The organism is Rhizobium altiplani (genome assembly GCF_001542405.1).
Lineage (GTDB): Bacteria > Pseudomonadota > Alphaproteobacteria > Rhizobiales > Rhizobiaceae > Rhizobium > Rhizobium altiplani.
Genome location: NZ_LNCD01000034.1, coordinates 1 through 24,917, shown reverse-complemented (window position 1 = coordinate 24,917; position 24,917 = coordinate 1). Strand labels below are relative to the sequence as shown.

Sequence of the window (24,917 nt, the reverse complement as noted above, 5' to 3'; positions counted from 1 at the left end):
GGACTGTCCGAATGGCAAATGGCAGGACGCCGCGGCTGCTGCAAACCGTACCGCCGCTCGTTTCCCTTGGCATTCTGTGGCTTCTCACAATGGTGGTGGTTGCCGTCTTTGCCGACCACATGCGGCCCTACAATATTACCGCCATGGACCTCACCAGCCGGCTTTCCGCGCCCGGCTCCAGCAAACATTGGCTTGGCACAGACGAGCTTGGTCGCGACGTTCTCTCGCGCCTGATCCAGTCGATCCGCCTCTCGTTGATCATCGCCTTTGGCGCGACGCTTCTATCAGCGGTCTTTGGCACGCTTCTCGGCTTCGCCGCTGCCCGTTTTCGCGGTGCAGTCGAGCACGTCGTGCTCGTGCTGGCGGACTTCCAGGCGGCCTTGCCTTTCCTGATCATGTCGCTTGCTGTGCTCGCCTTTTTCGGCTCATCCATGGTGCTCTTGGTTTGTCTCATGGGCTTCTATGGCTGGGAGCGTTATGCCCGCATTGCTCGCGGCCTGGCCATTGCCGCTGGCGCGCAGGGATATGCGGCGGCAGTTGTGCATCTCGGCGCGACCCCGACGCGGGTCTATCTCCGCCACATCCTGCCCAACGTCGCTTCGACCCTCATCGTCTCGATGACGCTGACCTTTCCGGAGATCATCCTGATGGAAAGCGGCCTGTCGTTCCTCGGGCTGGGTGTCCAGCCGCCTGAGACCAGTCTTGGCAACATGGTCGGCTTCGGGCGGGAATACCTGACGCGCGCCCCCTGGATCATGCTGGCACCGGCCACCGTCATCATGCTGACAACGCTTTCGATCTCGCTTGCCGGCGACTGGCTTCGCGACAAGCTGGACCCGACCGTCAGCTGAGGCGGACTTAGGGCTCAAGTGCCGCAAGCCAGACCTTTCCATTCTGCGGCGACACCGCCGCAGTTCACACGCCCTCAATAAAGGACATGCCCATGAGCAATATCATCTCGACCGGCTTCAATTCCGGCTCCACCGACGGAGAACTCGACAGCCTCGAAGCCGATCTGCGCCGCCTTGCAGGCCTCGGTGTGGAGACCGTCGAACTCGGCCTGACGACCATCGACCTGATCGCCGGCGGCCGCGTCGTCAAGGAGCGCGCAGAACGCCTGGCCGCACTGACCGCCCAGTTCCCATTCCGCTACACGGTCCATGGGCTCGTATCGTCCAACTTCATGGATCCGGCAACCGCGCGCTATCAGATCGATGCCGCCAAGGCGCTCGTCGAGGTCTGCGATCGGATCGGTGCAAGGGTGATCGTACAGCATGGCGGCCACTTGCGCGCCGACCAGCTGTTCGAGCGCGCCACGGCTGATCAGCGCGAACGCGAGGCTCTTTTCGAGCTGGCTGAACATGCCAAGCGCTACGGCGTGCGTATCGCCTTCGAAAACATCTTCACCACGGAACCGGGTCAGTACCGTCAGACGCCGGCCGAGGTTGCCGAGACGGTCAAGGCGGTCGGCCATCCGAACCTGGTGGCGCTGATCGACTTCAGCCATGCCTATATAGAGGCGACCTATCGCGGCCTGAACTTCCGCGAACAGATCCGCGCCATGGCGCCCGTTGCCGGCCACCTGCACGTCCATGATTCCTTCGGTCGTCCGCAGGCTTTCTACAAGCCCTATCATCTTCAGGAATCGACCGCGCTCGGCATCGGCGACCTGCACATGCCGCTTGGCTGGGGTGACATTGATTGGGAGGATATCTTCAGCGAGCTTGAGTTCCTGCCCGGCACCGTTCTGATGATGGAAATCGGCGCCCGCTATCGCAACGAGCAGAGCGCATCGCTTGAGCGCGCAAAGGGTCTCATTGCATTGAACAGCAACCGCACTGCCGTAGCTGCGGAATAACGGCCGCGAGACGGGCGTCTCGAGAAGATTGAACTGGGAGGCACACATGAGAAATCCAGAGGGCCGCCCAGTATTCCGAGTTGGCCGGCGGCCTGACCCGGAGCCTCAAGGCGCCTTCATCTCGTGCTATGGTTATGCAAACAATGGAGCAATTATTGAAACTCGGTTGTAGGTCGGCTGAGCCGCCTGAAATCGCATAACCAGATGGCAATATCTGCGCACTGATTTGGTGGATGTACAGTGCGCAGAGCAGCGGTCCACCGCGGTTCCCCAGCAAACCGCACGATGGAAGAAATGCATCTGAATAAGGCCAGGACGCCTTCTCTCACCCTACCACGAATTCACGCTCAGATCCTTTTTGCCATTCATAACGTGAACAGAATTTTTGCCAGCCTTATTCCAAGTCTCGCAAATTTCTTTTCCGGCGTCGCGCCCGCCTTTCCAAGTTCGACAAAACTTATTCCCGGACAAGTGCCAGACTCCATCGATCGGAAAGACCGTGCCGTCCTGCGCGAGTCTACCGCCGCCAGCTGGTGCGTCGCGTGTCGACAATACGCCCATCCCCCTGGCGGATTGAGACTTCGTAGCGAGCGCCGTTGCGCGTTGCGCGATAGGTGTAGTACCTGCCACGGCAGTTGACCATTGTGACATCCCGAAAACCACGAGTACGAAGCAGGCGCGCACCCTGGTTACATGTTACCGGTCGTCCGTGGTTTAGGCTGCTGCCGCCTCCAATGATGATCTGAGCGCTTGCTTCCCGGGGGACCGCTACCGGTGAGGCGACTACAGCAAGCGCAAGCATAAATGAGGCAAGAGAAGACCGAAGCATTTGTGGGGTAAGGTTCATCATTATCTCCAAGGCTAAAATGCGAGTCTTGAACATGCGCGGGACTGGACTGCCGTCAATACCACTAACCACTCGCACGCGGGTCACCCGTTGAGACGTCGACGGTCGTTTCTTCAGATCGACCCGACGATGACGCTAGGTACAGTCCCGGGCTAGCAGTAATCTAAGCAACCTAACGTCTATAAGCGGCACAGCGGTCGTCCATGCTTGCATGACAGCCCGCCACCCTCCATCGGTGAGCGGGCTTCTGATTTTCTCAGCTTATCGCATCGCCTTCCGCCAGCCAGCCGCACGAGCATCGGCCTCGCTGCAGAACCATCGCTCGCCGTGGCTCCGCGATACCCTGGTCTCGTCGTAATATTCCTGACCAGGGACGTGATAGATCCGCTCGCCGTTGTTGAGACTGATGTTGCCTTTGATGTTGCAGGCGCTTGAGAAGGCCGCGAATGGCGTTGACGTCGTTAACACCTCAGTGCCGATATAGCCAGCCATACCTGCAGCAATAATCGCCGCGTAGAACGTCTCCATGGCAAACAACGGCGGTCGCTGCTTTTTCGTCTGGTATCGCGGCGGTGGAAACGAGCGGTGTGTCGGCATGCTTTAGCAAAGCGGAATCCAGGCGCTTGCTCAAGTGGAAGTCGTGCGAAGGGTGAAGCGTCCTCTTCGGCGATGAATAAAATTCGAGGCAATGAAGGCGTCGAAACCTTATGGCAAAGAAGAACACCCAAAAGCAATAGGGCGCCCAAGCTGAGTCACCCAGGAGATAGCGGACGCGATTTGCGAACGTCTCTCGAACGGTGAGAGCCTCCGCGCGATCTGCTTGGCCGGAGACATGCCGAACACCAACGGAATCGTTCTCCCGCAAATGCCAGCGCATTTTGCGCTGGGTGTGTGGATGCTTCCTGAATCTGAGAAGCTTGGGAATATCAAATTCAAATTTCGTGCACGGATGCTGGGCACGAGGCAGATCTCATGTCAGTCGACGGTGAGGTGGAGATTGTAGACTTGGAAAACTGGCCTCCTATGGGGTTCGGCTCACCAATTTTTATCGAGCAGCCGGGCAAGTTGACCATCGAGGCAATGTTCGATGATGAAAACGATTGGACACTTCTGCGAACTCTTCATGTGGCGAAGGGGCCGGTGATCGGTCCAACCTAGCTGGTAGAACACGTCACGGTAGCATCGTCGATAGGTCTCATTTACATCTTTGCGCTAACATCAGCGGCGACCCCGAGTGTCCTATGGCATGAGCGCCGATTAAAACAGGGAGGTTCATGAGAGGGTCGAACCTCCCTGCCACTATTTCTGAAGTGAAGTCTCGTTGGCGGCGGGGATCCGCGAGACGAAGGCTTCGCTCCGTCACATCCCAGGTTGCGACGCTCCTAATATACACTTACCCGCAAAGGTTTCTATCCGCGCAAAAGTACTAAGCAGCTAGTATAAATCATTGCCCCATCTTCCGTTTGTCCCGCTTCGGTGGAAGCTCGAAATGCCCTAGGCTTGCGTCCATGCTGATTGGATGCTTTCGCAGCCGTGACGTTGTGGTGCCCCGACCTAAATTCCGGCAGAAGTGGGAGATTCCGGGAAGGGGTCCAGCCGACCACGGAACCTCCCTGTCTCTCCATGGGAGGCAGACACAGAAAAATTACACCAACCACTAAAATCAGTCAGCGACAAAATACACGCCGGAACCTCAGTGTTGTGGTTCGAGCGCTCTCGCTGCGGGTTGCGCTATGAGGCCGGCTCCGGAAGCTCCGAGGGGTTTACACACGAGGGGCGTGCCGGAGCATTCCGGTGTCCGGTGGGGTTGGACGGCACAAGTTATGCGGGATAGGGCTGGCTTGAACAGTCGGACAAAGGTCCTGAAGCCACCAGACCGGAGTCCGATCCATCTCGGACTTAGGTCCGATGTTCAGGAACAACGCTAATGACGTATTAAGACCGAAGCGTGAGACACCGCCTTGCCAACGTCTATGCGCAAACCGGAATGGGAATAAGACATGAAGAAGCTCGCTATCGCAGCGCTGGCGTTCGCGACTACGCTGTCAGCGTCGCCGGCATTCTCTCAGATCTACTTTGAGTATGGCACCGGCCCTCGCTACTACGATGATCCGCCAGCGCCGCGGTATTATCGCTATTCACCACGCTACGTGTACGATGACGACTACGATGGCCCGGGATATCGCGACGCCCAACGCTGCTGGACACAGAGATACTACGGATACCGCCACGGCCACCGGGTTGTGCGATACAGGAACGTCTGCGACTAGGCGCTGGCGTGGCCCCTCGATCAGATCACCGTCGGTTCGGGATCAGGGTCGATCTCGTCGATGATGTCCGCCGTATCGTTCCTTGGCGAGCCGACCTTTCTGTCGACCGGCCACATCTTCATCAGTTCGGCGGGGAAGGGCCTCATGAGGTCGTCCGGGTCTGGCTCCGGTGATAGCCACCGGTCGTAATCGCCTCGATGCAGGATGACGGGCATTCGGTCATGGATTGCCGCCATCATCTCGTTTGGTGGGCACGTAATGGCAGCGAAATTGCGGATCTCAACGCCGGTGGTTGGATCTCGCCATGTGTCCCATATGCCGGCGAGCGCGAATGGGCGGTCATCGGCCATGGCAATCGCGTAGGGCTGCTTGTTCTTGCCCGTCCCAGAGATGTCCTTCCATTCGAAGTAGCCCTTGATTGGCACGAGGCACCGACATAATCGATACGCCGACTTGAACAGGCCATTGGTGGCGATGCCCTCGCGACGTGCGTTGATCGGAGGCGGTCGGCCTCCCGGCTTCATCCAAAACGGTTGGAGGCCCCAACGAGCTGAAATGAAGACCCGCCCCATGATATCAGGCTCGCGCACCATGTCGCGAATGATGATCGGATAGTCGAGGGAAGGGGCGCCGTTATACCTCGGGAACTGGTTGCTGAGGCTCCGGACGTCACCGCGGTCGGCGAACGCGAAGTTCTGCAGCATCTCCTCGAGAGTTGCCTTGATGTAGATGCGTCCGCACATTCCCAAACCTCCCTTCAGTCTCGCGACAAATGCCTCACCATCAAGCGGGCGCCCTTGTGCCCACACTTGCAGCGCATGAGGCCGGCGAGTTGACCGAGCGTCAATCCCTTCCCGATCTTCTTCTGTATCCCCCAGCGATCGATAGGCTTCCGGCGATTGCACTCCAGACATAGTGCGAACAGCGCCTCATGCTGCGCCAGTTCGCCGAGCGTTCTTTCGTGATCGGCCTTAGGCGGCGGCACCTCGATGCCCAGCATCTTCTCTGTCGAGCTGTCGTACATTATCGCGCACTTGTCATTGAATGGTGCGTCGGGTCCGCGCTCGCATCCGAATTCCCGAGCGAAGTCATAGCGAAGCTCAGGCAACGCCTTGTTCCCGTAACGGGCGAGGGCATCCGCGGCGGGCATCGATCCGCTGCGTTGGCATTTGGTGCAGGAGTACCGGAGTTCATGCCCGATGAAGTCGGAGGGGTGATAGGCCATGCGCACAGCGCCTCTCCTTGAAGAGGTTGCCGACAGCCGCATGCCGACAGGTTTGGGGTTCGCACCCGCCCGAGCGCGGAGATGAAATGGCGTTGAGTGCTCGCTGCGTCAAGTTCATTCACCACTTGTCCCCAACGCCAGCACAAGAAGCCGGAGTTCAACAAGCAGCCGTTCATCGGAGGTTAATGCCCATTACCCCAGACTCGCATCCCGAAAGGATGTTCCGATGATGAAGAAGCTCATACCCGCACTCGCCGCCATGATCATGGCTGGATCGTTCGCCCTGCCGCTTAACGCTGCGCCGATCGTTGTGCCGAATACAGTACATATGCAAGCCACTGACGTCGAGCAGGTCGACCACCGCGGCCATGGGAATGGACATGCGTACGGCCACTACAAGAACCGGCGCTACGCCTATCGCGATTGCCGGTATTACGGGTCGTGCTACCGTCCACGGTACTACGGCCATCAGCGGTATTACGGGTATCCGCGATATGGCTATCGCGATTACTACCCCTACCATCGCAGGTCCGGTGTGGGCGTGTATTTTAACTTCTAGCCCCGGATGCCATCCCGGCAACCACACAAAGAGTGGTCGGCAGCGCTTATGCCGGCCGGTGCAGCTAAGGGAACAGCAGAACGCCTCGCCCATTGGCACATCATGCTCCAGAACTCCCTTGGCGGTCGGGGAGGGAAGCTGCCGGTCGGCAACGCTATCATGTTCGCCTTCGACCTGCTGTACTTCGACGGCCACGATATTCGCTTATCGGAAACCATTGACGGCGACGGGCGCGATGTCTTCGAAGCGGCCTGTGAGCATGGTCTCGAAGGCATTATCGCGAAGTACAAATATGCCCCTTATCGCTCTGGCCGGTTCCGCGAGTGGATCAAGGTCAAGTGCACGCAGTCCGACAGCTTGTTGGTCGTGGGCTGCGAGCACTCCATGGTGGCTCGGTCGGGTATCGGCAGTCTTTTGCTCGCTGCGCGCAAGAGAGATGACTGGGTGTACGTCGGTTCGGTCGGGACGGGCTTCAACGAGCGCAGTGCCGAATACCTGCGGAAGACGCTGGGCCGGATAAAACGCAAGACGCCACCCTCAAATATGAGGGAGAGGCAAAAAATCTCGCGTGGGTGCAGCCGACGCTGATAGCCGAGATCGAGTACCGCGCGTGGACGCATGACGGGAAGCTGTGTCACGCATGAATCGACTGCGGTCACAGCCTAGGAACAGATGTGATCACGCCCCGTACGACGCTGTTGCCGTCCACTTTTATTTTGCAAACTGCCTCAATTCTCGCGCCCGGCAAATCGCGCACTTTCATCGTTTCGTCGAGTTGCTTTTGTTCTTTCGTGTTGGGCGGGGAGCAAAACGACCACGCCTTCTCCAGGTAAAATGGAACGTCCGACGGAAATCCCATGTAACGGCGAGTTTTCCTCTCGTTGGGAATGTTCACCATGATTGCCCGCAATCCGCTTGGATAGGAGAGTGAAAACGCTCCCTCGGGCATCGTCGGCCTTGCAAAGTTGCCCGCGCGATACGCCTCATAGGCCCACCAAGATCCGGCCGTGACGATAGCCGTAACGATAATCCGGTCTTTCAACTTCCCCATCTGCCTTCCAAAGCGCTCCGCGACTGATCGTGACGGCTGTCGCATCGCAAGATGGGGTAGCTACATGCGCTACACTTGCGCTTAGGTGCCAAAGTTTTGCGAAGAGACGCCAGAGAGGGGCTTGCTGGGGAAAGCCAGAGCCTTGAGCTGCGAGTGCACGAGGTCAAGCCGTTCGAACTGGCGGCAAAGCTCACGGAGGATGAAACGACCGAGCTCCCTGCCGTCGCCAGTTCGGATATTTGAAAGCGCTTCCCTCCAGCGCCCTCCCCAAAGACCGGCAACCGATCGAACGCCGTGGAGTACCAACAATGCGCGGATGCGATTGACGTGGTGCGTGCGCTCCTTCTTCAACTGGGTGCGTTCTCGGGACAGGCTTTTGGCGTCCTCTTCGTCGACAGTTGTAGCCGCACGGGCGGCAAACCACCTGTCTCCGAGCAGATAAGCCTTCAGAGTGAACACCATTGCTTCGACGACGGTTGTATCGATGCCGCGGTTGAGGAGAAAACGGGCAAGCCAAAAACCATCATAGCCGGCCTCGAAACAAACCCGCAGCGGCCCCGCGGCACATCCGGCCGGAGAGCGCTCTATGGTGCTTTGAATTCTCAAAAGAGCCAACACGAGAGCCTCGGCGTTGCCGCCGGCAACTGAGGTCGTCTGCACCTTGTCTGAGCCAGGCAGAAGGTAGCCGATCAGCCAAGTTCGGTGGCTGAGTTCAAGGGCGATATAGCAATCGTTGAAACCTACAGCGCTCATGATCATCCTCCATGGAAAAGGGGAGGCGAACTATCGAGCTCCGCGGCGAGCTTGCATAGGATCTACAACTACGATCCATCGAGCGCAGCCCACCGCCACCGAACCTTGTCCAGTGATCGATACCGCAGGGACTCCTGTCATAATCGCCTCGCTTCCCACTCGGGCCGCAATATGCCCATGACTGCCGTGTCCCACCTCTCATCGCCAACCCGGACGGATGACCGCCTCACTCCCTCATGAGAAAAGCCGACTTTGTTGTAGGTTCGGACAGCTGCCGTGTTCCAGCTATACACGTTGAGTTCAGTTCTCTCGATCTCGTCGTAGGAGAAAGCTTGCTTCACCACCGACTCCAATAGAGCGGACGCATGCCCCCTTCCGCGAACCTCAGGCGCAATTATGACCCGAGCCACCCGCGCGACGCCATTCTTCCAGTCGAGAGCAAGCTGGACATGGCCCACCAAGGTTTGAGCAACGTCAACCGCCATCCAACACAGCCGTGATGGTGGTGTTGTTTGCCCTTCCTCTACCATCTGCTCAAGTTGATGGTCGCTTAGTGGATAGGTCAGATCAGGCCCGCCCCATTGCACCAGGTCGCGCTCGCTGCGAAGCCAACTGGCGACCGTTGGGAAATGCTCACGCCCGAACTCGATCAGCCTTACCATTGCATGCGGTCGCATCTCATAGGACCCTCAAACGATTCCCGTCGAGGAGTTCTACCACCTTTTGCTCATGCATCGCATAGAGCGCGGCAACTACCTCGTACTCGGTGCCAACGACCGTATGTTGTCGATGACTTGGAGCTCTGTCCCCGGCCGCGAAATGCCGCGGTCCGTCTTCCGGCTTGAACGCGTGACCGTTCAATCTCATTCAGCATCCGGACATCGCGACGGCAATACGCAGGGATCAGGGAGGATTTGGCGGGATCGTAGTCGCGGTTCCAGTCGGCGATCAAAGTCGTGATCGCGTCGTCCCCGGTCACCCGGTCCGGACCACGCCGCGCTGCCCGTAACCTTCGAGCGCGGCCGACACGTTTCCGCGTGCCAGATCAAGAGAGGCATCCCCATCCACTGTTCGCGCTGGCTCCTATGACTGCCCTTTCCAAAGGGGACGAGATGGATTGCGCAGCTGTGCAATATTTCTCCTAAATCGGCCCTGCTGTCATGAGTCTGTGACGCGCCGGGCGTAGCACGGCCTTCTACACGCGAGCCAATGGAGAGGGCTATGAACAGACGCGACTTCCTTGTCACCACAACCGCCGCCGCCGGCATGCTGATGCTGCCACGCCTGGCATCGGCCGCGACAAAGACGATCGATCTCTATAGCGGATCGGACGCGAATATCATCGACTTCTGGAACAACATCGTCCGCCCCGCCTTCGAAAAGGCTCATCCGGATGTGGCCCTGAAGATTACCGACGCCGGTGACAACACCGGTTTGCGCGCGATTGCAGACCGCGCTCTGGCAGCGCTCAAGACGAAGACGGATCCGCAGGCCGATCTCTTCGAGAGCTTCGATCCACGTCTTCCGCCGACAGGCGCTGAAGCTGGTCTCTGGGTAGAATTCTCGGCGCAGAACGTCGAAGGCTTCGGCCACGTCAATCCGCTCGCATTCGACAGCAAGTATTCGCTTCCCTATCGTGGCTCGCAGGTCTTGCTGGCCTACGACAAGACCAAGCTCGATCCGAAGGACGCACCCAGGAGCTGGGAACAGCTGACGGCTTGGATCAAGGCCAATCCGGGCCAGTTCATCTATAATCGTCCCGACAAGGGTGGCTCCGGCGGAAACTTCGTTCGCCGCGCCATCCACGAAGCCAACGGTCGTGACCCGAAGAAGTTCACGATCGACAACTTCACGGCCGATTACGCCAACCAAGCCGTAACGCCGGCCTGGGCGATTCTCAACGATCTGGCGCCGTCCCTTTTCGAGAAGGGCGCCTATACGGCCGGCAACACGCAGTCGATCCAGCTTCTGGCGCAAGGCGTCGTGACGATGACGCCCGTCTGGTCCGACCAGGTGCTGCAGGCGATCTCGCAAGGTGTTCTGCCGGAGACGACCGGTCTCGTTCAGCTGGGCGATCTCGCATTGTGCGGCGGCTTCTCCCGCATGACCGTGTTCTCGAACGGTGCCAACACGGACGCAGCAATGAAGCTCGCCGCCTTCCTGCTGACCAAGGAAATGCAGGAAGCGATCATCACCGAGATCGGCGGTTTCCCGGGCGTATCCTGGGAGCACATCTCGGACGAGCTACGACAGAAGTATGCCGATGTCATTCCGGCGACCATCCCCACCTTCCCGGGCGGTGATTGGGAAACCACCATCAACGACGGTTGGTATCGCAACGTCGCACCGGGTATCAGCCGCACCTGATGCGCAGGTCAATGTCACTTCCGCTGCTGGCGCGATGGTCCGCGTCGGTGAGAAGCCAAGGTTGGGTGGGGCTTGGTTTGGTAGCCCTGCCTGTGCTTCTCTTGGCTTGGCTGATCATCTACCCGTTCCTGTCGGCGGTCGCGAGCACGATCTTCGTCGCGCAGCCGGGTGGCGCATCGGCGATATCCTTCGCCTCCTACCAGTTCTTTTTCAGCGACCAGTACAGTCGTGCAAACCTTTGGATCACGCTCTGGACGACGCTGGTTTGCGGAGTGCTGCTTCTGGCGATCGGCCTGCCGATCGCGCTCTATCTCCGGTTTTCCCGCGGGTCGCTCTCGGCCTATGTGCAAGGGCTTGCCATCTTTCCGATGTTCGTGCCCTCGATCATTCTGTCGTACGCGCTGATCCGCACGATTGGTCCGAATGGCGCCGCCGACGTACTGCTGAATGCCGTTGGGTTGCCGAAGCTGCCGTCGCCCTACCTGACGCCGTGGGGGCCGGTCATCGGTCTCGTCTGGGATAACCTGCCGCTCACGGTCCTCATGCTGACGGCCGGACTGGGAAATATTCCGAAGAGCTCCATTGAAGCCGCGCGGGACGTCGGCGCTTCGCCGCTGCGCGTCTTCCTGTCGATCATCATGCCGCGGATGGGCAATTCCCTGCTCGTCACCACTTCTTTCGCAATCCTCGGCATCTTCTCGTCCTTCACGCTGCCTTATCTTCTCGGGCCGGCATCGCCGGAGATGATGGGGCCCTTCATGCAGCGGACGTTCTCGGACATGAACGACCCCGTCAACGCTCTGACGCAGGCTGTCATCGCCTTCGGCTTCTGCCTTGTCTTCGGAGTGCTTTACGTGCGCTCAATCGCCCGCAACAGGGGAGGCGTGTGATGCGGCACGCAAGGCTTGCCATGGCGGAGATGGATTGGATCGGCGCCTTGCTGGCATTGCTGCTGACGCTGTTCATCGCTTTGCCGCTCGTTGTCGTCGGAACCTGGGCTTTCAGCGAGGTCTGGCGCTACCCGGCTGTGATCCCCCAAGAGTTCGGACTGCGCTACTGGTCGCTGACATTGTCGCGAACGGATGTGTGGGACGCCCTTTTTCTCAGCCTTCGTCTGGCGACGACGGTGACCATTCTTTCAGCGGTAATCTGTCTCCCGGCCGCCTATGCCTTTGCGCGTATGAAATTCCCGGGCAGGGACGTTCTCTTTCTGTCGTTCCTGGCGTCGCATGCCTTCCCGAAATTCGGGCTTCTGGTGGCGATCGCCGGGATCTTTCTTCAGATCGGATTGATCAGCACGTTCTGGGGCGTCGTCCTCATTCAACTGGTCGGAACGCTGATGCTAATGATCTGGATTCCCGTGGCGGCTTTCAAGAACGTCGATCGGCGAATGGAAGAGGCCGCGCGCGATGCCGGGGCAACCCCTTTGCGTGTCTTCTGGTCGATTACCCTTCCGCAGGCAGCGCCAACGATCGCTGCTGCCCTCCTGCTGACCTTTGTCGGGACGTTCTACGAAACCGAAGGAGCGTGGCTGATCGGCGCGCCGCAGATCCGCACGATGCCGGTCCTCATGGTCACCTTCATCAACAACCAGATCGTCGTTCAGTATGGCGCGGTCCTATCGGTGATGCTGTGGGTTCCCTCTTTCGTCGCACTGATGTTTGCCCGAAGAGTGGTCGGCACCGGTACCTTCGCAAGGGGGCTGGGAGCATGATGTTCATTGCGGCGGATGGCACCAGGAAGGGCTTCAGATGGCACGCTTGACCATAAAAGGGATATCCAAGAGCTTCGGCGCCACCTATGCGGTCCGCGATGTTTCCCTCGATGTCGAGGATGGTGAACTGGTCTGTTTGCTTGGTCCCTCCGGATCAGGCAAGTCGACATTGCTGCGCATGATTGGCGGCTTCGAACGACCGACCGCGGGAAGCATTCTGATAGATGCAAAGGATGTTACGTCACTGCCGCCGGAAAAACGTCCGACAGGCATGGTGTTCCAAAGCCATGCCCTGTGGACGCATATGGACGTCTTCAACAATATTGCATTCGGCCTCAAGCTTCGCCGCCTTCCCAAAGCGGAGATAAAAGAGCGCGTCGAACAGGCGCTGGCGCTCGTTGGTCTTGCCGACTACGGCAGGCGCATCACCACGCAGCTTTCCGGTGGCCAGCAGCAGCGTGTGGCGCTGGCCCGCTCGCTGGTGCTCGAACCCAAGATCCTCCTGCTCGACGAGCCCTTCGCCAGCCTCGACCAGCACTTGCGCGAGCGGTTGCGTGAGGAGGTGCGCGACATCCAGCAGCGGCTTGGCATCACGACGCTCTTCGTCACGCACGGACAGGATGAAGCGTTGGCGCTCGCCGACCGGATCGTCGTGTTGCGCGATGGCTACACCGAGCAAATCGCGCCGCCCGATCGCATCTACCGCGAGCCAGAGACCGAATTTGTCGCCGGGTTCATCGGTTCGATGAACTTCATTCGCACCACGGTCAGGAATGGCATCAGCCAACATGCAGCCTTTTCGCTCCCTGTTCCCGTGGCGGACGGAGAAATCGTACTTGCGATTCGACCGGAAGCATTGTCACTTGTTGCCGCGAAGGAGATGGGTGCCGGCATCGTTCACCGCAGCATCGATTTTGGCACCCACAAGATCGTCGACGTCGATCTCAACGACGGAACAAGAATGAAAGCAATGACATCAAGCAACAGTGACTGGACCATGGGCACGTCGGTGGAACCGGTGGCGGCCGCCTTCAGGGCGTTCCGAGGCAACCGGCTCGTTCACGAGTCCGTCGCGGTCCCGACACAGGAGAACAATCGGGTGTTTGGTCATGCTTGAGGGCCGTGGAATTGCGATCGACAGAGCAGGGCATCGTACCTGGCTGAAGTGGCACCGGGGACATCGATTTGCCGGCGACATCTCCTTTACCGGCGCGCGCATCGTGGAAGGCATGGAACTCGGCGCCAGCGTCGAGGTCGATCTGATGCGCTTTGCCGGTGATGGTTTTGCGGTGCTGCACGACGAGACGCTTGATGCCGCGACAACCGGCACCGGGATGGTTCGATCCGCATCCGAGGCTTACCTGCGTGGCTTGCATCTTCGCGATCCTTTCGGGGCGCCGAGCGAACACAAGGTCATGATGCTTGCAGATCTCGGGCGCCTGTTGGCTCAGGTCGGCCGGGATCCGAGGGCGGGATTGCAGCTTGACCTTAAAGAAAATTCGGACGTCATTCGCGACGCCGACATCGCCGCATTCGCGGCGGCTATTTCGCCTGTTGCCGACTCAGTCATTCTTTCAGGCGGTGACTCGCTTGCCGTCGAGCGGCTTTCGCAAGCGGTGCCTGACATGGCAATCGGCTACGACCCCTGCCACGATGGCGCCATCGAGCGGCTGATGGAAACACGCGATTTCGTGGGTTTTGTTGCCGGTGCGCTACGAGCCGTGCCGCGCGCGCAAATGATCTATCTCGATCGCCGCCTGGTGCTATTTGCGGATCAGGCGGGCTACGACCTGATCGGCGCATTTCAGGGGGCAGGGCGGCTCGTCGACGCCTATACGATCAACTCCGCCGTCCCCTCCGCATTGCCGGGGGTCAAACGGCTCCTGGAACTGAAGGCTGACCAGATCACGACGGATGATCCGGTCGGGCTGGAACGGCTTCTGATCGAAGATCAGGCCTGAAAGCCTTTGACAAGCCAGGGATGGAGGACGGGATTGCCGGCAACGATGTCTCCGTTCGCGGTGACGGGTCCACCATCAAACGCCGAGATCCTACCGCCTGCCTCGCGCACCAACAGGGCGGAGGCGCCGTAGTCGTGCAGTGACAAGCCATCCTCAAAAAAACCGTCCAGGCGACCACAGGCGACATAGGCGATCGACAAGGCCGCCGAACCCAGCCGCCGCACGCCCGCGGTTGTGGCCATCAACCGCTTGAGCGCGTTGAAGTACACGTCTTCCGGCACGGCCTTCAGTTGTCCGGGAATCGGCAGGCCGGCCCCTACGAGCACGTCTTCAACTCCCTTCGAGCTCACACACCGGATCCGCTCGCCATTCAAATAGGCTCCGCCGCCGAGCTCCGTGCTGAAAAGCTCATCCAGCATCGCATCGTAAACGACGCCGGCGACAAGTTCGCCGTCCTCGACGATCGAGATTGTCATGCCGAAATGCGGAATGCCCCAGGCGAAATTTGTCGTCCCGTCAATGGGATCGATATAGATGACCGGCACGCCGACCTTTGCGTTCCGGTTGCCGACTGCTTCTTCGCCTTTGATCGCGTAGGTGGGAAAGGATCGGTTCAACTCATCGACGATGATGCGCTCGACGGCAACGTCGATCTCGGTCTGATAGTCCCTCGGCGCTTTTGCGACCAATTCGCCATCAAGGCGGCGACGCAGCGATGTTCGTGCTTTCGCGCCTCCAAGGAAAACGGCTTCCGCCAATGCCGCAAGGCGCGGTGAGGCAGTCGGGGAGATGCGGGATGACACGGGACGGATTTCGGCGGGATTTGGATTCGACATCGTCATGAGGTGATGGCAGAGCCGCATGAAGCTTTGATGACGGGACGTCGACGCCAGCGTTGGCGGTCGTATCAAGGCGCGTCCAAACGCCAGACGGCGACCCTTGAAAGATTTTGTGTGGCCGACACCCGAACTGGGCGATTATTATATCACCGCCGGACGATCACGCGTGTTCCCGGACGGACCATCTCGTAGAGCTCCTCGACGTCCTCGCGGTACATGCGAAAGCAACCGCTTGACGCATTGGTGCCGATCGAGGACGGATCATTGGTGCCATGGATGCGCAGCAGGCCGTCCGCAAGATAAATGGCCCGTGTACCGAGCGGATTGGAAGGGCCGGGGCGCACGACCATTGGCAGTCTCGGATTCTTCTGGCGCATGCTGGCCGTCGGTCGCCACTCGGGATATTTGCGCTTCGACGTGACATGCGTCGTGCCGTACCATCGTTTTCCCTGGCGCCCGACCGCAATCGGATAGGCGAGCTGTTCACCTTGAGGCGTCGTATAGACAAGTGTGTGCTTGCGTGTGGCGATGACGATTGTCCCGCGCCTTTCCGTTCGGGGTTGGCGCTGCGGCACCGGCTCGCCATAGTCGGGCGGCGGTCCATATGGACCATACGGATCGTAATAGCCGTAGTCGCCATAGTCACCGTAGCCGTCATACGGTCCGTAAATCTGCGCCTCGGCCTGAAAGGCCGCAAACAAAAGCACTGCTGCAAATAGAACCAGGAACTTCATTGTCCGCTATCCGCTTGTTTTGATGCAAGATAACCGCGAAAATCTGTGGCGCCACTGTGGCGGCTGATGTTCCGACGCTACACACGACGTCGATGCGGAATTTAGGCTTCTTATGATGTCCCAGTCTTATTCCCAGCCGACGTTGCCCCACCGAGAGCTCACAGCAGCCTGCTGATCGATGGCCACAGAAGGAAGAACTAGAAACCTAATTCCGCATTATGACCCTCTGCCGCTGGAGTCCTCGCCTTTTTGGTTTGCGGCTCTTTATTTTTCCTAAGTCAGACTAAGTATTTTCTGCTTTTTTCAAACTGGCTTCGTTTGATCATATGCTATTTTTATGACTGAGCGAAAAGCCGGAAGCTGAACCAATTGGGGAGAACGCTGGCCGAGGGCCTGCTTGCCGACGCGGCCTGGATGGAGGCGCACGGCTATTCCAGCAGCTTGCGCACAAGGGGACAGTACGGGCGCTATGTGAGGACGAGCGCGCCTTGACGGTCTCGACGCCCGAGCGCTTTCCTGGAGCTGTTCGACGAGCTTCCCGACCGGCAGAGCTTCCACAACGTCGATATGATCGCCGAGTGGCGGAGCTCTCTGAGCCCGCGCCGCCTCAACCTGCTGCAAAAGGACTGCCGCAGTATCAAGGTCAAGCGCCTGTTCTTCTGGTTCGCCGACCGCCACAGCCCGTCTTGGCTCAGGCAGATCGACAGGAAAGGCGTCGATCTCGGCAGCGGCAAGCGGATGCTCCTCAAAAGGGGACGTCTCGACCCTACCCTATCAGATCACCGTGCCGGAGGAACTCAGTCGCTCTGTCTAAAACGGCAGACATATACGGTGTTCCAATCTTGCCGAGTTGGACAGGCTGGTGTTGAACACCGAGTTGGGTCCGCCCCAGATCTGATTTGGATTCCTCACGAATGAATTGTCGCCGCCCCAGATCTGACCGGGATTGCGCACAAGCGAGTTGTTCCCGCCCCAAATCTGATCCGGATTGTTTATGACAGAGTTCGGCCGCTCTAGTGTCGCTGGATTTGTCCAATCGATTGGTGCCCGCACTTGCTATCACCAGTTCGATGCATAGCGCAGATCATTTGAACGTGGATCGTACCCGGTGAGACTTGCGGAGCTTTCGAGCACGCGGCTGGAAACGCAAATCCGGACACAAATTGCAACCGGGATCTTATATAAGTCATAAAATGCCCTCACAAGTACTGCCGAATCGCTCAGCAATCGCGCTGTCTCGGTTCGAAAGAAGACAGTCATTCGACGACGTGACTGGAACACGACTTCGCGCTTAACGGCTGATTTGGCGACTTAGCGCGGAATGAAGAGACGCCGCTGTTTGCGGTCGTCATTCGGTCTCTTTTGCCTCAGTCTAGGCAAGCGATCTCGATTTCTCGACCACCGAAGCCTCGGCGATGGTGTGTCTGCGCTACGACCACAAGGAGCCCATTTGTCTGAAACCGGATCCCTCTCGCAGCCGCGACCCTTCTTTGGGCTCTTCTCGTCGTTGCGCGTTGGCGCTCTGGGGCTTGGTGTAACCAGTTGCCTCGTCAACATCCTGGCGCTCAGCGGCTCGTTCTTCATGCTCCAGGTCTATGACCGCGTCATTCCCAGCCGGAGCCTGCCGACCCTCGTCGGTCTGGTCATCATCGTTGTGTCCCTCTTTGCGTTCCAATGGCTTCTGGATCTCACGCGATCCCTGCTTCTGGGGCAGATCGGACGGGCGGTGGATGAGCGGTTCTCAGGGCGGGCCTTCCTCTCAGTCGCGCTGTCGGCATCGCGCAAGCCGGCGCCGGGAGACGGTCTGCAAACGATCCGCGATATCGATACGGTGCGTGGATTTCTGTCCGGCCCTGGCCCGGGAGCGTTGTTCGATCTGCCCTGGATGCCCTTCTACCTCGCCCTCTGCTTCCTGTTTCATCACTGGATTGGCCTCACGGCCGTGGCTGGCGCGCTTCTCTTGACGGGGCTGGCGCTGCTTGCGGAGCTGAAGTCACGCGGTCCGACGAGGGAGACGGCCACCATCCTTTCTGAGCGAATGGCTTTCGCCGAAACCGCGAGGCGCAATTCGGAAGCGGTCGTCGCAATGGGTTTTGGTGGAATGCTCTCGGCGCGCTGGGCCGAAGTCAACCGGCGCCACCTCGACAGTCACTTGCGCACGGCCACGTTCGTCAACTCGCTTTCAACCCTGTCGCGATCCGCGCGCATGTTGCTGCAGTCCGCCGTACTGGCCGTGGGCGCCATACTCGTCATTCGACAGGAAGCAACTGGCGGCATCATGATTGCGAGCTCCATTCTCGTGAGCCGCGCGCTCGCCCCGATCGAGCTTGCCATCGCGCACTGGCGGGGATTTGCGGCTGCCCGCCAGGCATGGGCGCGCCTCGACCGCGAGGTCCAGCTCTCCGACGGGCGGCTTCACGACGTCGCGCTGCCGGCGGCGCGGCAATCACTGGCAGTGGAGAACCTTCATCTGGCGGCTCCGGGCTCGAAGATACCGATCATTCGCGGGCTGTCCTTCGAGGTCCAAGCCGGCGAGGCAGTTGGCATCGTCGGTCCGAGCGCCTCGGGCAAGTCTTCGCTGGCGCGGGGCATCGTCGGCCTGTGGCCGGCCCTTGCCGGGGATATCAGGCTTGATGGAGCGTCGCTGTCACAATGGACTGCGGAAGCACTCGGCCGCAACATCGGTTACCTGCCGCAGGACGTGTCGCTGTTTGACGGAACCATCGCCGACAACATTGCCCGGTTCGATCCGGAGGCCTCTTCGGAGTTGATCATCGCGGCCGCCAGGGCCGCGGGTGTCTACGATATGATCGTGAGCTTTGCCGATGGCTTCGATACGCGGATCGGCGAGCAGGGCAGAACGCTGTCCGCGGGCCAGCGGCAACGCATCGGGTTGGCCAGGGCCCTCTACGCAGATCCGTTCCTCGTTGTGCTCGACGAGCCGAATTCCAATCTCGATGTTCAGGGCGAGCTGGCACTCTCGCAGGCAATCGAGTCCGTTCGGTCGCGGCAAGGGGTGGTGTTGATCATCGCTCACCGGGCAAGCGCGCTTTCCGTGGTCGACAAGGTGCTGGTTCTTGAGGGCGGTCGGGGCAAAGCGTTCGGCCCGAAGAACGATGTTCTCAAGACGGGACCAAAGTCAGTCGCTGCCACCGGTTCCTTCGTCCGACTGCTTCGCGCCGGCGGGGAGTTGTCGTCATGACCGGGGCTGTGACATCGACGGAACGAGCAATCCGCCGACTGACGTTGCTTGCCCTTGCGACAGCTGCCCTGCTCGTCGGGGTTCTTGGCGGGCTTGCCTCTGCGATCCGTATAAACGGCGCGGTGATTGCCCAGGGGACACTGGTCGTCGACAGCTATGTGAAGCCGGTGCAGCACCAGAAGGGCGGCACTGTGGGACAGGTCTTCGTCCGCAACGGCGATCGCGTCACGGCTGGCCAAATCCTCGTTCATCTCGACGACACCCAGACGAAAGCGAATCTTGCGATCGTATCGCGGCGGCTGCGAGAGCTTGCAGCGCGATCAGCCAGGCTTTCTGCAGAGCGCGACGGCGGGAACGCCATTCTTTTTCCAGCTCTCGTCAGAGATGCCGATGCCACTCAGGCTACCGCCCTCATGAGCTCCGAGCTGCGGCTGTTTGATGACCGCCGCGCATCGCTCAGTGGAAGGACGGCGCAACTGCGTGAGCGCGTCCGCCAGCTCGACCAGCAGGCCGAAGGACTGTCGGCCCAGCAGGCGGGCAAGCGTCGCGCCATCGGCATCATTGACAAGGAGCTTGCAAGCCTGGAGCCGCTGCTTCGGCAGGGAGTTATTCCCGCAACCCGCGTCTACACCCTGCAACGTGATGCGGCCGATTTGACGGGAGAACTCGGCAGCCTCGTTGCCTCGACCGCGGAAATCAAAGGCAAGATCGCCGAAACGGAGCTGCAGATTATCCAGGTGGGTGACGATCACAGAAGCGAGGTCTCCGAACAGCTGAGGCAGGCGGAGGGCGACAGTGGCGAATACGCCGAGCGGCGTGTTGCGATAGAGGACGAGCTACGACACGTCGACATAAGGGCGCCGCAAGACGGCATCGTCCATCAACTTGCTGTCCATGCGAAGGGTGCCGTGATTACGCCAGGCGAGGCCGTCATGCAGATCGTGCCCGATCACGACATGCTCACGCCCGAGCTGAAATTGTCGCCACAGGACGTCGACCAGGTCGCGGTCGGCAAGGAGGTCAGCCTGCGGTTCTCCGCGTTCAGCTACAGGACAACACCGGAATTGAAGGGACGCGTTGCATCTGTCTCCGCTGACCTGACAACGGACACGCATTCCGGCCAATCCTACTACACGCTTCGGGTCGCGGTGCCCGAAAGCGAATGGCAAAGGCTTGGCAAGCTGGCACCGGTTGCCGGGATGCCCGTCGAAGCCTTCATCGAGACAGGCGAGCGCACGGCGCTCGGTTATCTCGCCAAGCCGTTTACGGACCAGCTGGTCCGTGCATTTCGGGAGGAATGACGACAGCCATCGGAGGAGGGAGACCATGAGAAGCACGAAAACCCGAAGGAGTTGATAATGGCAAAATCTATACAAAACGCTGTCGGCCAACCGCTGTTCTACAGTGGCGCCTCGACCGCATGGTTCTCCGCAACCGGTTCCGGCCCCGTGCTGAATGGTACATCCGGCAACGACTCCATATGGGGTGACAGTTCCGTCAACGTGACCATGCACGGCGGAACCGGCGATGACATCTACTATCTCTATTCCGCCATCAACCGTGCCGCGGAGGCGCCTGGCGGAGGAACCGACACCATCAACACCTGGATGAGCTATACGCTCCCTGAGAATTTCGAGAACCTGACCGTAACAGGCGCCGGGCGCTATGCTTTCGGCAACGCTCAGGACAACATAATCTCTGGAGCCTCGGGAAGCCAGACGATCGACGGCGGTGCCGGCAACGACGTGCTGATCGGCGGAGGCGGAGCCGATACATTCCTCGTCACCAAGGGCCACGGGAGCGATCTGATCGTCGATTTCAGCAGTGACGATACGGTGCGACTGAACAGCTACGGGCTTTCGTCTTTCGAGCAGGTGCTGGCTCATAGCACGCAGGAGGGCGCCAACCTGCGGCTGGATCTCGGCAGCGGTGAAAGCCTCGTCTTCGCCAATACCCAGGCGTCGGATCTGCACGCCAGCCAATTCCAGCTGACGCTCGACCGCTCACAGCTCGCGCTGAGCTTCGATGACGAGTTCAACAGCCTGTCCCTGCGCAGTGGCGACCAGGGCACGTGGGATGCCAAGTTCTGGTGGGCGCCGGACCGCGGCAGCCCGTTGACCGGGAACGGCGAGCTGCAGTGGTACATCAACCCGTCCTACGCGCCGACCGCATCGGCAAATCCATTCTCTGTGAGCAACGGCGTATTGACGATTTCGGCAGAACCCGCCTCGCAGGCGATCCAGGCGCAGATCAACGGCTACGACTACACATCTGGTCTCCTGACCACACATTCATCCTTTGCCCAGACCTATGGTTATTTTGAAATTCGTGCCGATATGCCGTCAGAGCAGGGCGTTTGGCCGGCCTTCTGGCTCCTTCCGGAGGACGGCTCCTGGCCACCAGAACTCGACGTTGTCGAGATGCGCGGTCAGGAGCCAAATGTTGTCAATGCCACAGTCCATAGCGACCATGGCGGCGCACATACGATCACGTCTTTTCCGGTCAAAGTGGGAAGTACCGAAGGCTTCCACAACTACGGCGTTCTGTGGGACGAAGATCACATCACCTGGTACTTCGATGACGTCGCCGTCGCGCAGGCGGACACACCCGAAGACATGCATGATCCCATGTACATGCTGGTCAACCTCGCCGTCGGCGGCGCGGCTGGAACGCCGTCCAACGGCCTGGCGAACGGCTCGGAAATGCACATCGACTATATCAGGGCCTATACCCTCGCGGACAGCCCGTTGCACGCTGCCACCGAAGCCACTGCGAGCAACGATTGGCACATCTGACGAGGTGAAAGCCGAACGGGATGAGGTCGTAGGGTCATGATGACGACAGTCGTCCCAGGCCCGTTGAGCATCCTTATCCGTTAGCTTGCTTCGACGATGCTTTGATATCGCGTGCGCCGATCCCGCAGGCGTTCGCGATATCGCTCCTGGCTTGCCGATAGATGAGCGCGCATGGCGTCGCGCGCACCCGTGGCGTCGCCTGCAGAAATTGCGTTGAGGATGGCAAGGTGTTCCCGTTGCAATCCGGCCTGGTAGCTGACCGAGAGAACCTCTTCGGTGGCGTAAGGAGAGGTGACGTCACAAGGAATGGTTCGCGCCCCGAGGGCGTCGAGGACTTCAACATAAAAAGGGTTGTTGGTTGCCTCGGCGATCGATCGGTGGAATGCAAAGTCGGCCTGGCCGGTGGGCTTGCCAAGCTGCAGGAGCCGATCGAACTCGAAAAAGCACTCCTGAATCTGCGCCTCCTGCGAGGCGTTTCTGCGGGTGGCGGCCAGCGCCGCACCTTCAGCTTCAAGCGCGATGCGAACTTCAAGCACGTTCAGGGCGTGCGATATGTTGCTTGATCGGTCCTGTCTTATGATCGGAGCGGACGACTGGTGACCAATCACGAAGATGCCTGCCCCTTGTCGCGTTTCCAGCAACCCATCGGCCGAGAGAGCCGCGATCGCCTCGCGAATGACGGTCCTGCTGACGTCGAAGGATTCTGCGAGTTGGGCCTCCGTCGGCAACTTCTGTCCGACGGAGATCTGGCCTGAAAGGAAGTCCTGGCGGAGGGAGTCGGCGATCCGTTCAGAGAGCTTCTGTCGTCGTGATGGACCACCATCGACCGGAGGAGGAATTGCGTTCAAGGGTGTTGTCGCCTTTGCAAAATGATGTCCGAGCATACCGCCAGTGCTCCATTAAGACAACAATTGTGGATGTTGTCATACAAAATTGCGGAATTCGAGCCGATCGACGAAAAGTCCTTATAGTTCAGCGTTTCTGACATCTCTCCGGCTACCGACAGTTGATCGGAATGAAGCGATTGCGGTTGCTCAAGTATGATCAATATGTATGATGACTCTGAATGACATGGGAGGCAACGTGACTCACACTGACTACACCAATCGCTTCGCGATTGATCCGCGGGCCGCAGCGGGATTTGGGACCGCCGAGCTTCGCGAAAACTTCTTGCTGCCACCACTGTTTCTGGCTGGCCGCATCCAGCTTCACTACACCAACTACGACCGGATGATCGTCGGCGGCGCCATGCCGACTTCGGAAGCGCTTGACCTGGAAACGATCAAGCCGGCGGGAACAGAAACCCTCCTGACGCGTCGTGAACTGATCGCGGTCAACATCGGCGGTGCCGGCATCGTCGTCGTCGATGGCGAAGAATTTCAGGCCGGTACCCGCGACATGGTCTATGCCGGCATGGGGGCTTCGGTGACATTTCGGTCCGTATCGGCCGAACAGCCGGCAAAATTCTACCTGCTCAGCGCCCCCGCGCATGTTCGGCACCCTGCGAAGCATATCGGCATTTCAGATGCCAAGCGCGTCGATCTCGGGGCACAGGCAACCAGCAACGAGCGCTCGATCTTCCAGTTCATCCATCCGGACGGTGTCAGAACCTGCCAACTCGTCGTCGGCATGACGACGCTTGCGGCCGGCTCCGTCTGGAACACCATGCCCTGCCACGTGCACGACCGGCGCATGGAGGCCTATCTCTATTTCGATCTGCCGGAAAAGGCCCGCGTCGTGCATCTGATGGGAGAGCCGAACGAAACGCGCCACCTCATCGTCAAGAACGAGGAGGCGATCCTGTCGCCGGGTTGGTCGATCCATTCCGGTGTCGGTACATCAAGCTACACATTCATCTGGGCCATGGCCGGCGACAATGTCGACTATACCGACGTCGACCTTGTCGCCATCGAAGATCTTCGGTGAGGAGGGGGACTATGGCAGTGAGTGATCTTTTCGTGCCGGCCAAGGATGCCGAGTGGGCCAGTCCGGAACCGGGCGTGACCCGTCGCATCATGGCCTACCTGCCTGAGATGATGATGGTCGAGGTCGTTTTCGAGAAGGACGCCGTCGGTGCGCTTCATTCCCATCCCCACATCCAGGCAAGCTATGTGGCTGAGGGCAGTTTCGAGGTGACGATCGACGGCAGGACGGAAACCCTGCACCAGGGAGGCAGCTTCATCGTTCCCCCCGATCTGGTGCATGGGGTCAAGGCTCTCGAGAAGGGCCGCCTGATCGATACGTTTACGCCACATCGCGCCGAATTCCTCAAGTGAGGCCCGCCATGACCATGTTCGATCTTTCCGGGCAGGTGGCGGTCGTCACCGGTGCCAATACCGGCCTTGGTCAGGCAATCGCCGTCGCGCTGGCTGCGGCTGGCGCCACGATCGTTGCCGTCGGCCGCTCATCGATGGACGAAACCGAGGCTGCGGTTCGCAAGATCGGTGCCGGTTTTCACGCCATCAAGGCCGATCTTGGATCGATCGAACCGACAAAGGCAATCGTCGACGAAACGGTAGCGACCTTTGGCAAGCTCGACATCCTCGTCAACAATGCCGGCATCATCCGCCGCGCCGACGCCATCGACTTCACGGAGGCCGATTGGGATGCGGTCATGGACATCAACCTGAAGAGCGTCTTCTTTCTGTCGCAGGCTGCCGCCCGGCATATGCTCGAACGAGGCGGCGGCAAGATCATCAATATCGCCTCGCTATTGTCCTTCCAGGGCGGCATCCGCATTCC

The 24,917-nt window shown here is 59.6% G+C and carries 27 protein-coding genes and 1 pseudogene; 19 read left to right on the top strand and 9 right to left on the bottom strand.

Annotated elements, in window-relative coordinates; genetic code table 11:
* Positions 1-11 precede the first annotated feature (11 nt).
* Positions 12-851 (top strand): ABC transporter permease, encoded by an 840-nt coding sequence (locus tag AS026_RS06920; protein WP_100248132.1) that lies wholly within the window; start codon positions 12-14, stop codon positions 849-851.
* Positions 852-943: 92 nt separating this feature from the next.
* Complete coding sequence (locus AS026_RS06915) at positions 944-1,858, top strand: TIM barrel protein (RefSeq protein WP_062369133.1); 915 nt, start codon at positions 944-946, stop codon at positions 1,856-1,858.
* A 1,108-nt stretch (positions 1,859-2,966) separates the two neighbouring features.
* Here the strand turns inward: AS026_RS06915 and AS026_RS06910 are convergent.
* Positions 2,967-3,233 (bottom strand): sunset domain-containing protein, encoded by a 267-nt coding sequence (locus AS026_RS06910; RefSeq protein ID WP_062369132.1) that lies wholly within the window; start codon positions 3,231-3,233, stop codon positions 2,967-2,969.
* Positions 3,234-3,468: 235 nt separating this feature from the next.
* Between AS026_RS06910 and AS026_RS44165 the strand changes: the two genes are divergently transcribed.
* The 3 genes from AS026_RS44165 to AS026_RS06905 all read left to right on the top strand — a co-directional run bounded on the left by AS026_RS44165 (position 3,469) and on the right by AS026_RS06905 (position 4,975).
* The gene (locus AS026_RS44165) at positions 3,469-3,708 is read left to right on the top strand and encodes a terminase small subunit-like protein (RefSeq protein WP_342587552.1); all 240 of its coding nucleotides are present in this window, start codon (positions 3,469-3,471) and stop codon (positions 3,706-3,708) included.
* Positions 3,678-3,863 carry a hypothetical protein gene (locus AS026_RS41645; RefSeq protein ID WP_131815289.1) on the top strand — a complete coding sequence of 62 codons (186 nt, stop codon included), beginning with the start codon at positions 3,678-3,680 and terminating at the stop codon, positions 3,861-3,863. Before AS026_RS44165 ends, AS026_RS41645 begins: the two co-directional genes overlap by 31 nt.
* 842 nt (positions 3,864-4,705) lie before the next feature.
* Positions 4,706-4,975, top strand: a complete 270-nt coding sequence (locus AS026_RS06905) for a hypothetical protein (protein ID WP_062369131.1) — start codon at positions 4,706-4,708, stop codon at positions 4,973-4,975.
* Between the two features lie 20 nt (positions 4,976-4,995).
* On the opposite strand, the gene AS026_RS06900 is transcribed toward AS026_RS06905, so the two are convergent.
* Together AS026_RS06900 and AS026_RS06895 are read right to left on the bottom strand one after the other, a co-directional pair.
* On the bottom strand, positions 4,996-5,718 hold the full coding sequence (locus tag AS026_RS06900) for an SOS response-associated peptidase (RefSeq protein ID WP_062369130.1): 723 nt from the start codon (positions 5,716-5,718) through the stop codon (positions 4,996-4,998).
* A gap of 14 nt (positions 5,719-5,732) precedes the next feature.
* Complete coding sequence (locus AS026_RS06895) at positions 5,733-6,200, bottom strand: hypothetical protein (RefSeq protein ID WP_245307375.1); 468 nt, start codon at positions 6,198-6,200, stop codon at positions 5,733-5,735.
* Between the two features lie 229 nt (positions 6,201-6,429).
* Between AS026_RS06895 and AS026_RS06890 the strand changes: the two genes are divergently transcribed.
* Both AS026_RS06890 and AS026_RS06885 read left to right on the top strand, forming a co-directional pair.
* The gene (locus tag AS026_RS06890) at positions 6,430-6,759 is read left to right on the top strand and encodes a hypothetical protein (protein WP_062369216.1); all 330 of its coding nucleotides are present in this window, start codon (positions 6,430-6,432) and stop codon (positions 6,757-6,759) included.
* A gap of 105 nt (positions 6,760-6,864) precedes the next feature.
* Positions 6,865-7,403 (top strand): annotated as a pseudogene (locus AS026_RS06885) (ATP dependent DNA ligase); the annotation flags it as partial.
* Between the two features lie 11 nt (positions 7,404-7,414).
* On the opposite strand, the gene AS026_RS06880 reads toward AS026_RS06885, so the two are convergent.
* The 3 genes from AS026_RS06880 to AS026_RS06870 all read right to left on the bottom strand — a co-directional run bounded on the left by AS026_RS06880 (position 7,415) and on the right by AS026_RS06870 (position 9,225).
* Positions 7,415-7,810 carry a hypothetical protein gene (locus AS026_RS06880; RefSeq protein ID WP_062369128.1) on the bottom strand — a complete coding sequence of 132 codons (396 nt, stop codon included), beginning with the start codon at positions 7,808-7,810 and terminating at the stop codon, positions 7,415-7,417.
* A gap of 81 nt (positions 7,811-7,891) precedes the next feature.
* Positions 7,892-8,563 (bottom strand): hypothetical protein, encoded by a 672-nt coding sequence (locus AS026_RS06875; RefSeq protein ID WP_062369127.1) that lies wholly within the window; start codon positions 8,561-8,563, stop codon positions 7,892-7,894.
* 137 nt (positions 8,564-8,700) lie between these two features.
* Positions 8,701-9,225: a GNAT family N-acetyltransferase gene (locus AS026_RS06870; protein WP_062369126.1), complete on the bottom strand. Its 525-nt coding sequence runs from the start codon at positions 9,223-9,225 to the stop codon at positions 8,701-8,703.
* 559 nt (positions 9,226-9,784) lie between these two features.
* On the opposite strand from AS026_RS06870, the gene AS026_RS06865 reads away from it, so the two are divergent.
* The 5 genes from AS026_RS06865 to AS026_RS06845 are packed head-to-tail and all read left to right on the top strand — an operon-like array spanning position 9,785 to position 14,605.
* Complete coding sequence (locus tag AS026_RS06865) at positions 9,785-10,930, top strand: extracellular solute-binding protein (RefSeq protein WP_062369125.1); 1,146 nt, start codon at positions 9,785-9,787, stop codon at positions 10,928-10,930.
* Between the two features lie 11 nt (positions 10,931-10,941).
* Positions 10,942-11,820 carry an ABC transporter permease gene (locus AS026_RS06860; RefSeq protein ID WP_062369124.1) on the top strand — a complete coding sequence of 293 codons (879 nt, stop codon included), beginning with the start codon at positions 10,942-10,944 and terminating at the stop codon, positions 11,818-11,820.
* A complete protein-coding gene (locus tag AS026_RS06855; RefSeq protein WP_062369123.1) occupies positions 11,820-12,644 on the top strand; it encodes an ABC transporter permease in 825 nt (274 codons plus the stop codon). The genes AS026_RS06860 and AS026_RS06855 overlap by 1 nt, the downstream gene beginning before the upstream one ends.
* A gap of 37 nt (positions 12,645-12,681) precedes the next feature.
* Positions 12,682-13,761 (top strand): ABC transporter ATP-binding protein, encoded by a 1,080-nt coding sequence (locus AS026_RS06850; RefSeq protein ID WP_062369122.1) that lies wholly within the window; start codon positions 12,682-12,684, stop codon positions 13,759-13,761.
* Positions 13,754-14,605, top strand: coding sequence for a glycerophosphodiester phosphodiesterase (locus tag AS026_RS06845; RefSeq protein WP_062369121.1), 852 nt, complete (start codon positions 13,754-13,756; stop codon positions 14,603-14,605). Before AS026_RS06850 ends, AS026_RS06845 begins: the two co-directional genes overlap by 8 nt.
* Here AS026_RS06845 and AS026_RS06840 read toward each other — a convergent pair.
* Together AS026_RS06840 and AS026_RS06835 are read right to left on the bottom strand one after the other, a co-directional pair.
* Positions 14,596-15,441 carry an inositol monophosphatase family protein gene (locus tag AS026_RS06840; protein WP_062369215.1) on the bottom strand — a complete coding sequence of 282 codons (846 nt, stop codon included), beginning with the start codon at positions 15,439-15,441 and terminating at the stop codon, positions 14,596-14,598. The two genes, AS026_RS06845 and AS026_RS06840, sit on opposite strands and share 10 nt — an antisense overlap.
* Positions 15,442-15,590: 149 nt before the next feature.
* Positions 15,591-16,178, bottom strand: a complete 588-nt coding sequence (locus tag AS026_RS06835; RefSeq protein WP_062369120.1) for a L,D-transpeptidase — start codon at positions 16,176-16,178, stop codon at positions 15,591-15,593.
* Between the two features lie 567 nt (positions 16,179-16,745).
* Between AS026_RS06835 and AS026_RS43110 the strand changes: the two genes are divergently transcribed.
* The 4 genes from AS026_RS43110 to eglC all read left to right on the top strand — a co-directional run bounded on the left by AS026_RS43110 (position 16,746) and on the right by eglC (position 22,175).
* A complete protein-coding gene (locus AS026_RS43110; protein WP_062369119.1) occupies positions 16,746-17,096 on the top strand; it encodes a type IV toxin-antitoxin system AbiEi family antitoxin domain-containing protein in 351 nt (116 codons plus the stop codon).
* A 532-nt stretch (positions 17,097-17,628) separates the two neighbouring features.
* The gene (locus tag AS026_RS06825) at positions 17,629-19,380 is read left to right on the top strand and encodes a type I secretion system permease/ATPase (protein ID WP_062369118.1); all 1,752 of its coding nucleotides are present in this window, start codon (positions 17,629-17,631) and stop codon (positions 19,378-19,380) included.
* Complete coding sequence (locus AS026_RS06820) at positions 19,377-20,681, top strand: HlyD family type I secretion periplasmic adaptor subunit (RefSeq protein WP_062369117.1); 1,305 nt, start codon at positions 19,377-19,379, stop codon at positions 20,679-20,681. The genes AS026_RS06825 and AS026_RS06820 overlap by 4 nt, the downstream gene beginning before the upstream one ends.
* Positions 20,682-20,738: 57 nt before the next feature.
* Positions 20,739-22,175 (top strand): endo-1,3-1,4-beta-glycanase EglC, encoded by a 1,437-nt coding sequence (gene eglC, locus AS026_RS06815; RefSeq protein WP_062369116.1) that lies wholly within the window; start codon positions 20,739-20,741, stop codon positions 22,173-22,175.
* A gap of 80 nt (positions 22,176-22,255) precedes the next feature.
* Here the strand turns inward: eglC and AS026_RS06810 are convergent, their stop codons facing one another.
* Complete coding sequence (locus AS026_RS06810; RefSeq protein WP_062369214.1) at positions 22,256-23,023, bottom strand: FadR/GntR family transcriptional regulator; 768 nt, start codon at positions 23,021-23,023, stop codon at positions 22,256-22,258.
* A 235-nt stretch (positions 23,024-23,258) separates the two neighbouring features.
* Here AS026_RS06810 and kduI point away from each other — a divergent pair, with 235 nt between their 5' ends.
* From kduI to AS026_RS06795, 3 genes are all read left to right on the top strand, one after another.
* Positions 23,259-24,101, top strand: coding sequence for a 5-dehydro-4-deoxy-D-glucuronate isomerase (gene kduI / locus AS026_RS06805; RefSeq protein WP_100248131.1), 843 nt, complete (start codon positions 23,259-23,261; stop codon positions 24,099-24,101).
* Between the two features lie 11 nt (positions 24,102-24,112).
* The gene (locus AS026_RS06800; RefSeq protein WP_062368932.1) at positions 24,113-24,451 is read left to right on the top strand and encodes a cupin domain-containing protein; all 339 of its coding nucleotides are present in this window, start codon (positions 24,113-24,115) and stop codon (positions 24,449-24,451) included.
* Between the two features lie 8 nt (positions 24,452-24,459).
* Positions 24,460-24,917 (top strand): SDR family NAD(P)-dependent oxidoreductase (locus AS026_RS06795; RefSeq protein WP_131815288.1); only part of this gene is annotated, 458 nt, incomplete at its 3' end.

Bases quoted from the DNA above. Each gene is read 5' to 3' on its own strand.
- AS026_RS06920 (WP_100248132.1), top strand. From the start codon at position 12: ATGGCAAATGGCAGGACGCCGCGGCTGCTGCAAACCGTACCGCCGCTC.
- AS026_RS06915 (WP_062369133.1), top strand. From the start codon at position 944: ATGAGCAATATCATCTCGACCGGCTTCAATTCCGGCTCCACCGACGGA.
- AS026_RS06910 (WP_062369132.1), bottom strand. From the start codon at position 3,233: ATGGAGACGTTCTACGCGGCGATTATTGCTGCAGGTATGGCTGGCTAT.
- AS026_RS41645 (WP_131815289.1), top strand. From the start codon at position 3,678: ATGTCAGTCGACGGTGAGGTGGAGATTGTAGACTTGGAAAACTGGCCT.
- AS026_RS06905 (WP_062369131.1), top strand. From the start codon at position 4,706: ATGAAGAAGCTCGCTATCGCAGCGCTGGCGTTCGCGACTACGCTGTCA.
- AS026_RS06900 (WP_062369130.1), bottom strand. From the start codon at position 5,718: ATGTGCGGACGCATCTACATCAAGGCAACTCTCGAGGAGATGCTGCAG.
- AS026_RS06895 (WP_245307375.1), bottom strand. From the start codon at position 6,200: ATGGCCTATCACCCCTCCGACTTCATCGGGCATGAACTCCGGTACTCC.
- AS026_RS06890 (WP_062369216.1), top strand. From the start codon at position 6,430: ATGAAGAAGCTCATACCCGCACTCGCCGCCATGATCATGGCTGGATCG.
- AS026_RS06880 (WP_062369128.1), bottom strand. From the start codon at position 7,810: ATGGGGAAGTTGAAAGACCGGATTATCGTTACGGCTATCGTCACGGCC.
- AS026_RS06875 (WP_062369127.1), bottom strand. From the start codon at position 8,563: ATGAGCGCTGTAGGTTTCAACGATTGCTATATCGCCCTTGAACTCAGC.
- AS026_RS06870 (WP_062369126.1), bottom strand. From the start codon at position 9,225: ATGGTAAGGCTGATCGAGTTCGGGCGTGAGCATTTCCCAACGGTCGCC.
- AS026_RS06865 (WP_062369125.1), top strand. From the start codon at position 9,785: ATGAACAGACGCGACTTCCTTGTCACCACAACCGCCGCCGCCGGCATG.
- AS026_RS06860 (WP_062369124.1), top strand. From the start codon at position 10,942: ATGTCACTTCCGCTGCTGGCGCGATGGTCCGCGTCGGTGAGAAGCCAA.
- AS026_RS06855 (WP_062369123.1), top strand. From the start codon at position 11,820: ATGCGGCACGCAAGGCTTGCCATGGCGGAGATGGATTGGATCGGCGCC.
- AS026_RS06850 (WP_062369122.1), top strand. From the start codon at position 12,682: ATGGCACGCTTGACCATAAAAGGGATATCCAAGAGCTTCGGCGCCACC.
- AS026_RS06845 (WP_062369121.1), top strand. From the start codon at position 13,754: ATGCTTGAGGGCCGTGGAATTGCGATCGACAGAGCAGGGCATCGTACC.
- AS026_RS06840 (WP_062369215.1), bottom strand. From the start codon at position 15,441: ATGTCGAATCCAAATCCCGCCGAAATCCGTCCCGTGTCATCCCGCATC.
- AS026_RS06835 (WP_062369120.1), bottom strand. From the start codon at position 16,178: ATGAAGTTCCTGGTTCTATTTGCAGCAGTGCTTTTGTTTGCGGCCTTT.
- AS026_RS43110 (WP_062369119.1), top strand. From the start codon at position 16,746: ATGATCGCCGAGTGGCGGAGCTCTCTGAGCCCGCGCCGCCTCAACCTG.
- AS026_RS06820 (WP_062369117.1), top strand. From the start codon at position 19,377: ATGACCGGGGCTGTGACATCGACGGAACGAGCAATCCGCCGACTGACG.
- eglC (WP_062369116.1), top strand. From the start codon at position 20,739: ATGGCAAAATCTATACAAAACGCTGTCGGCCAACCGCTGTTCTACAGT.
- AS026_RS06800 (WP_062368932.1), top strand. From the start codon at position 24,113: ATGGCAGTGAGTGATCTTTTCGTGCCGGCCAAGGATGCCGAGTGGGCC.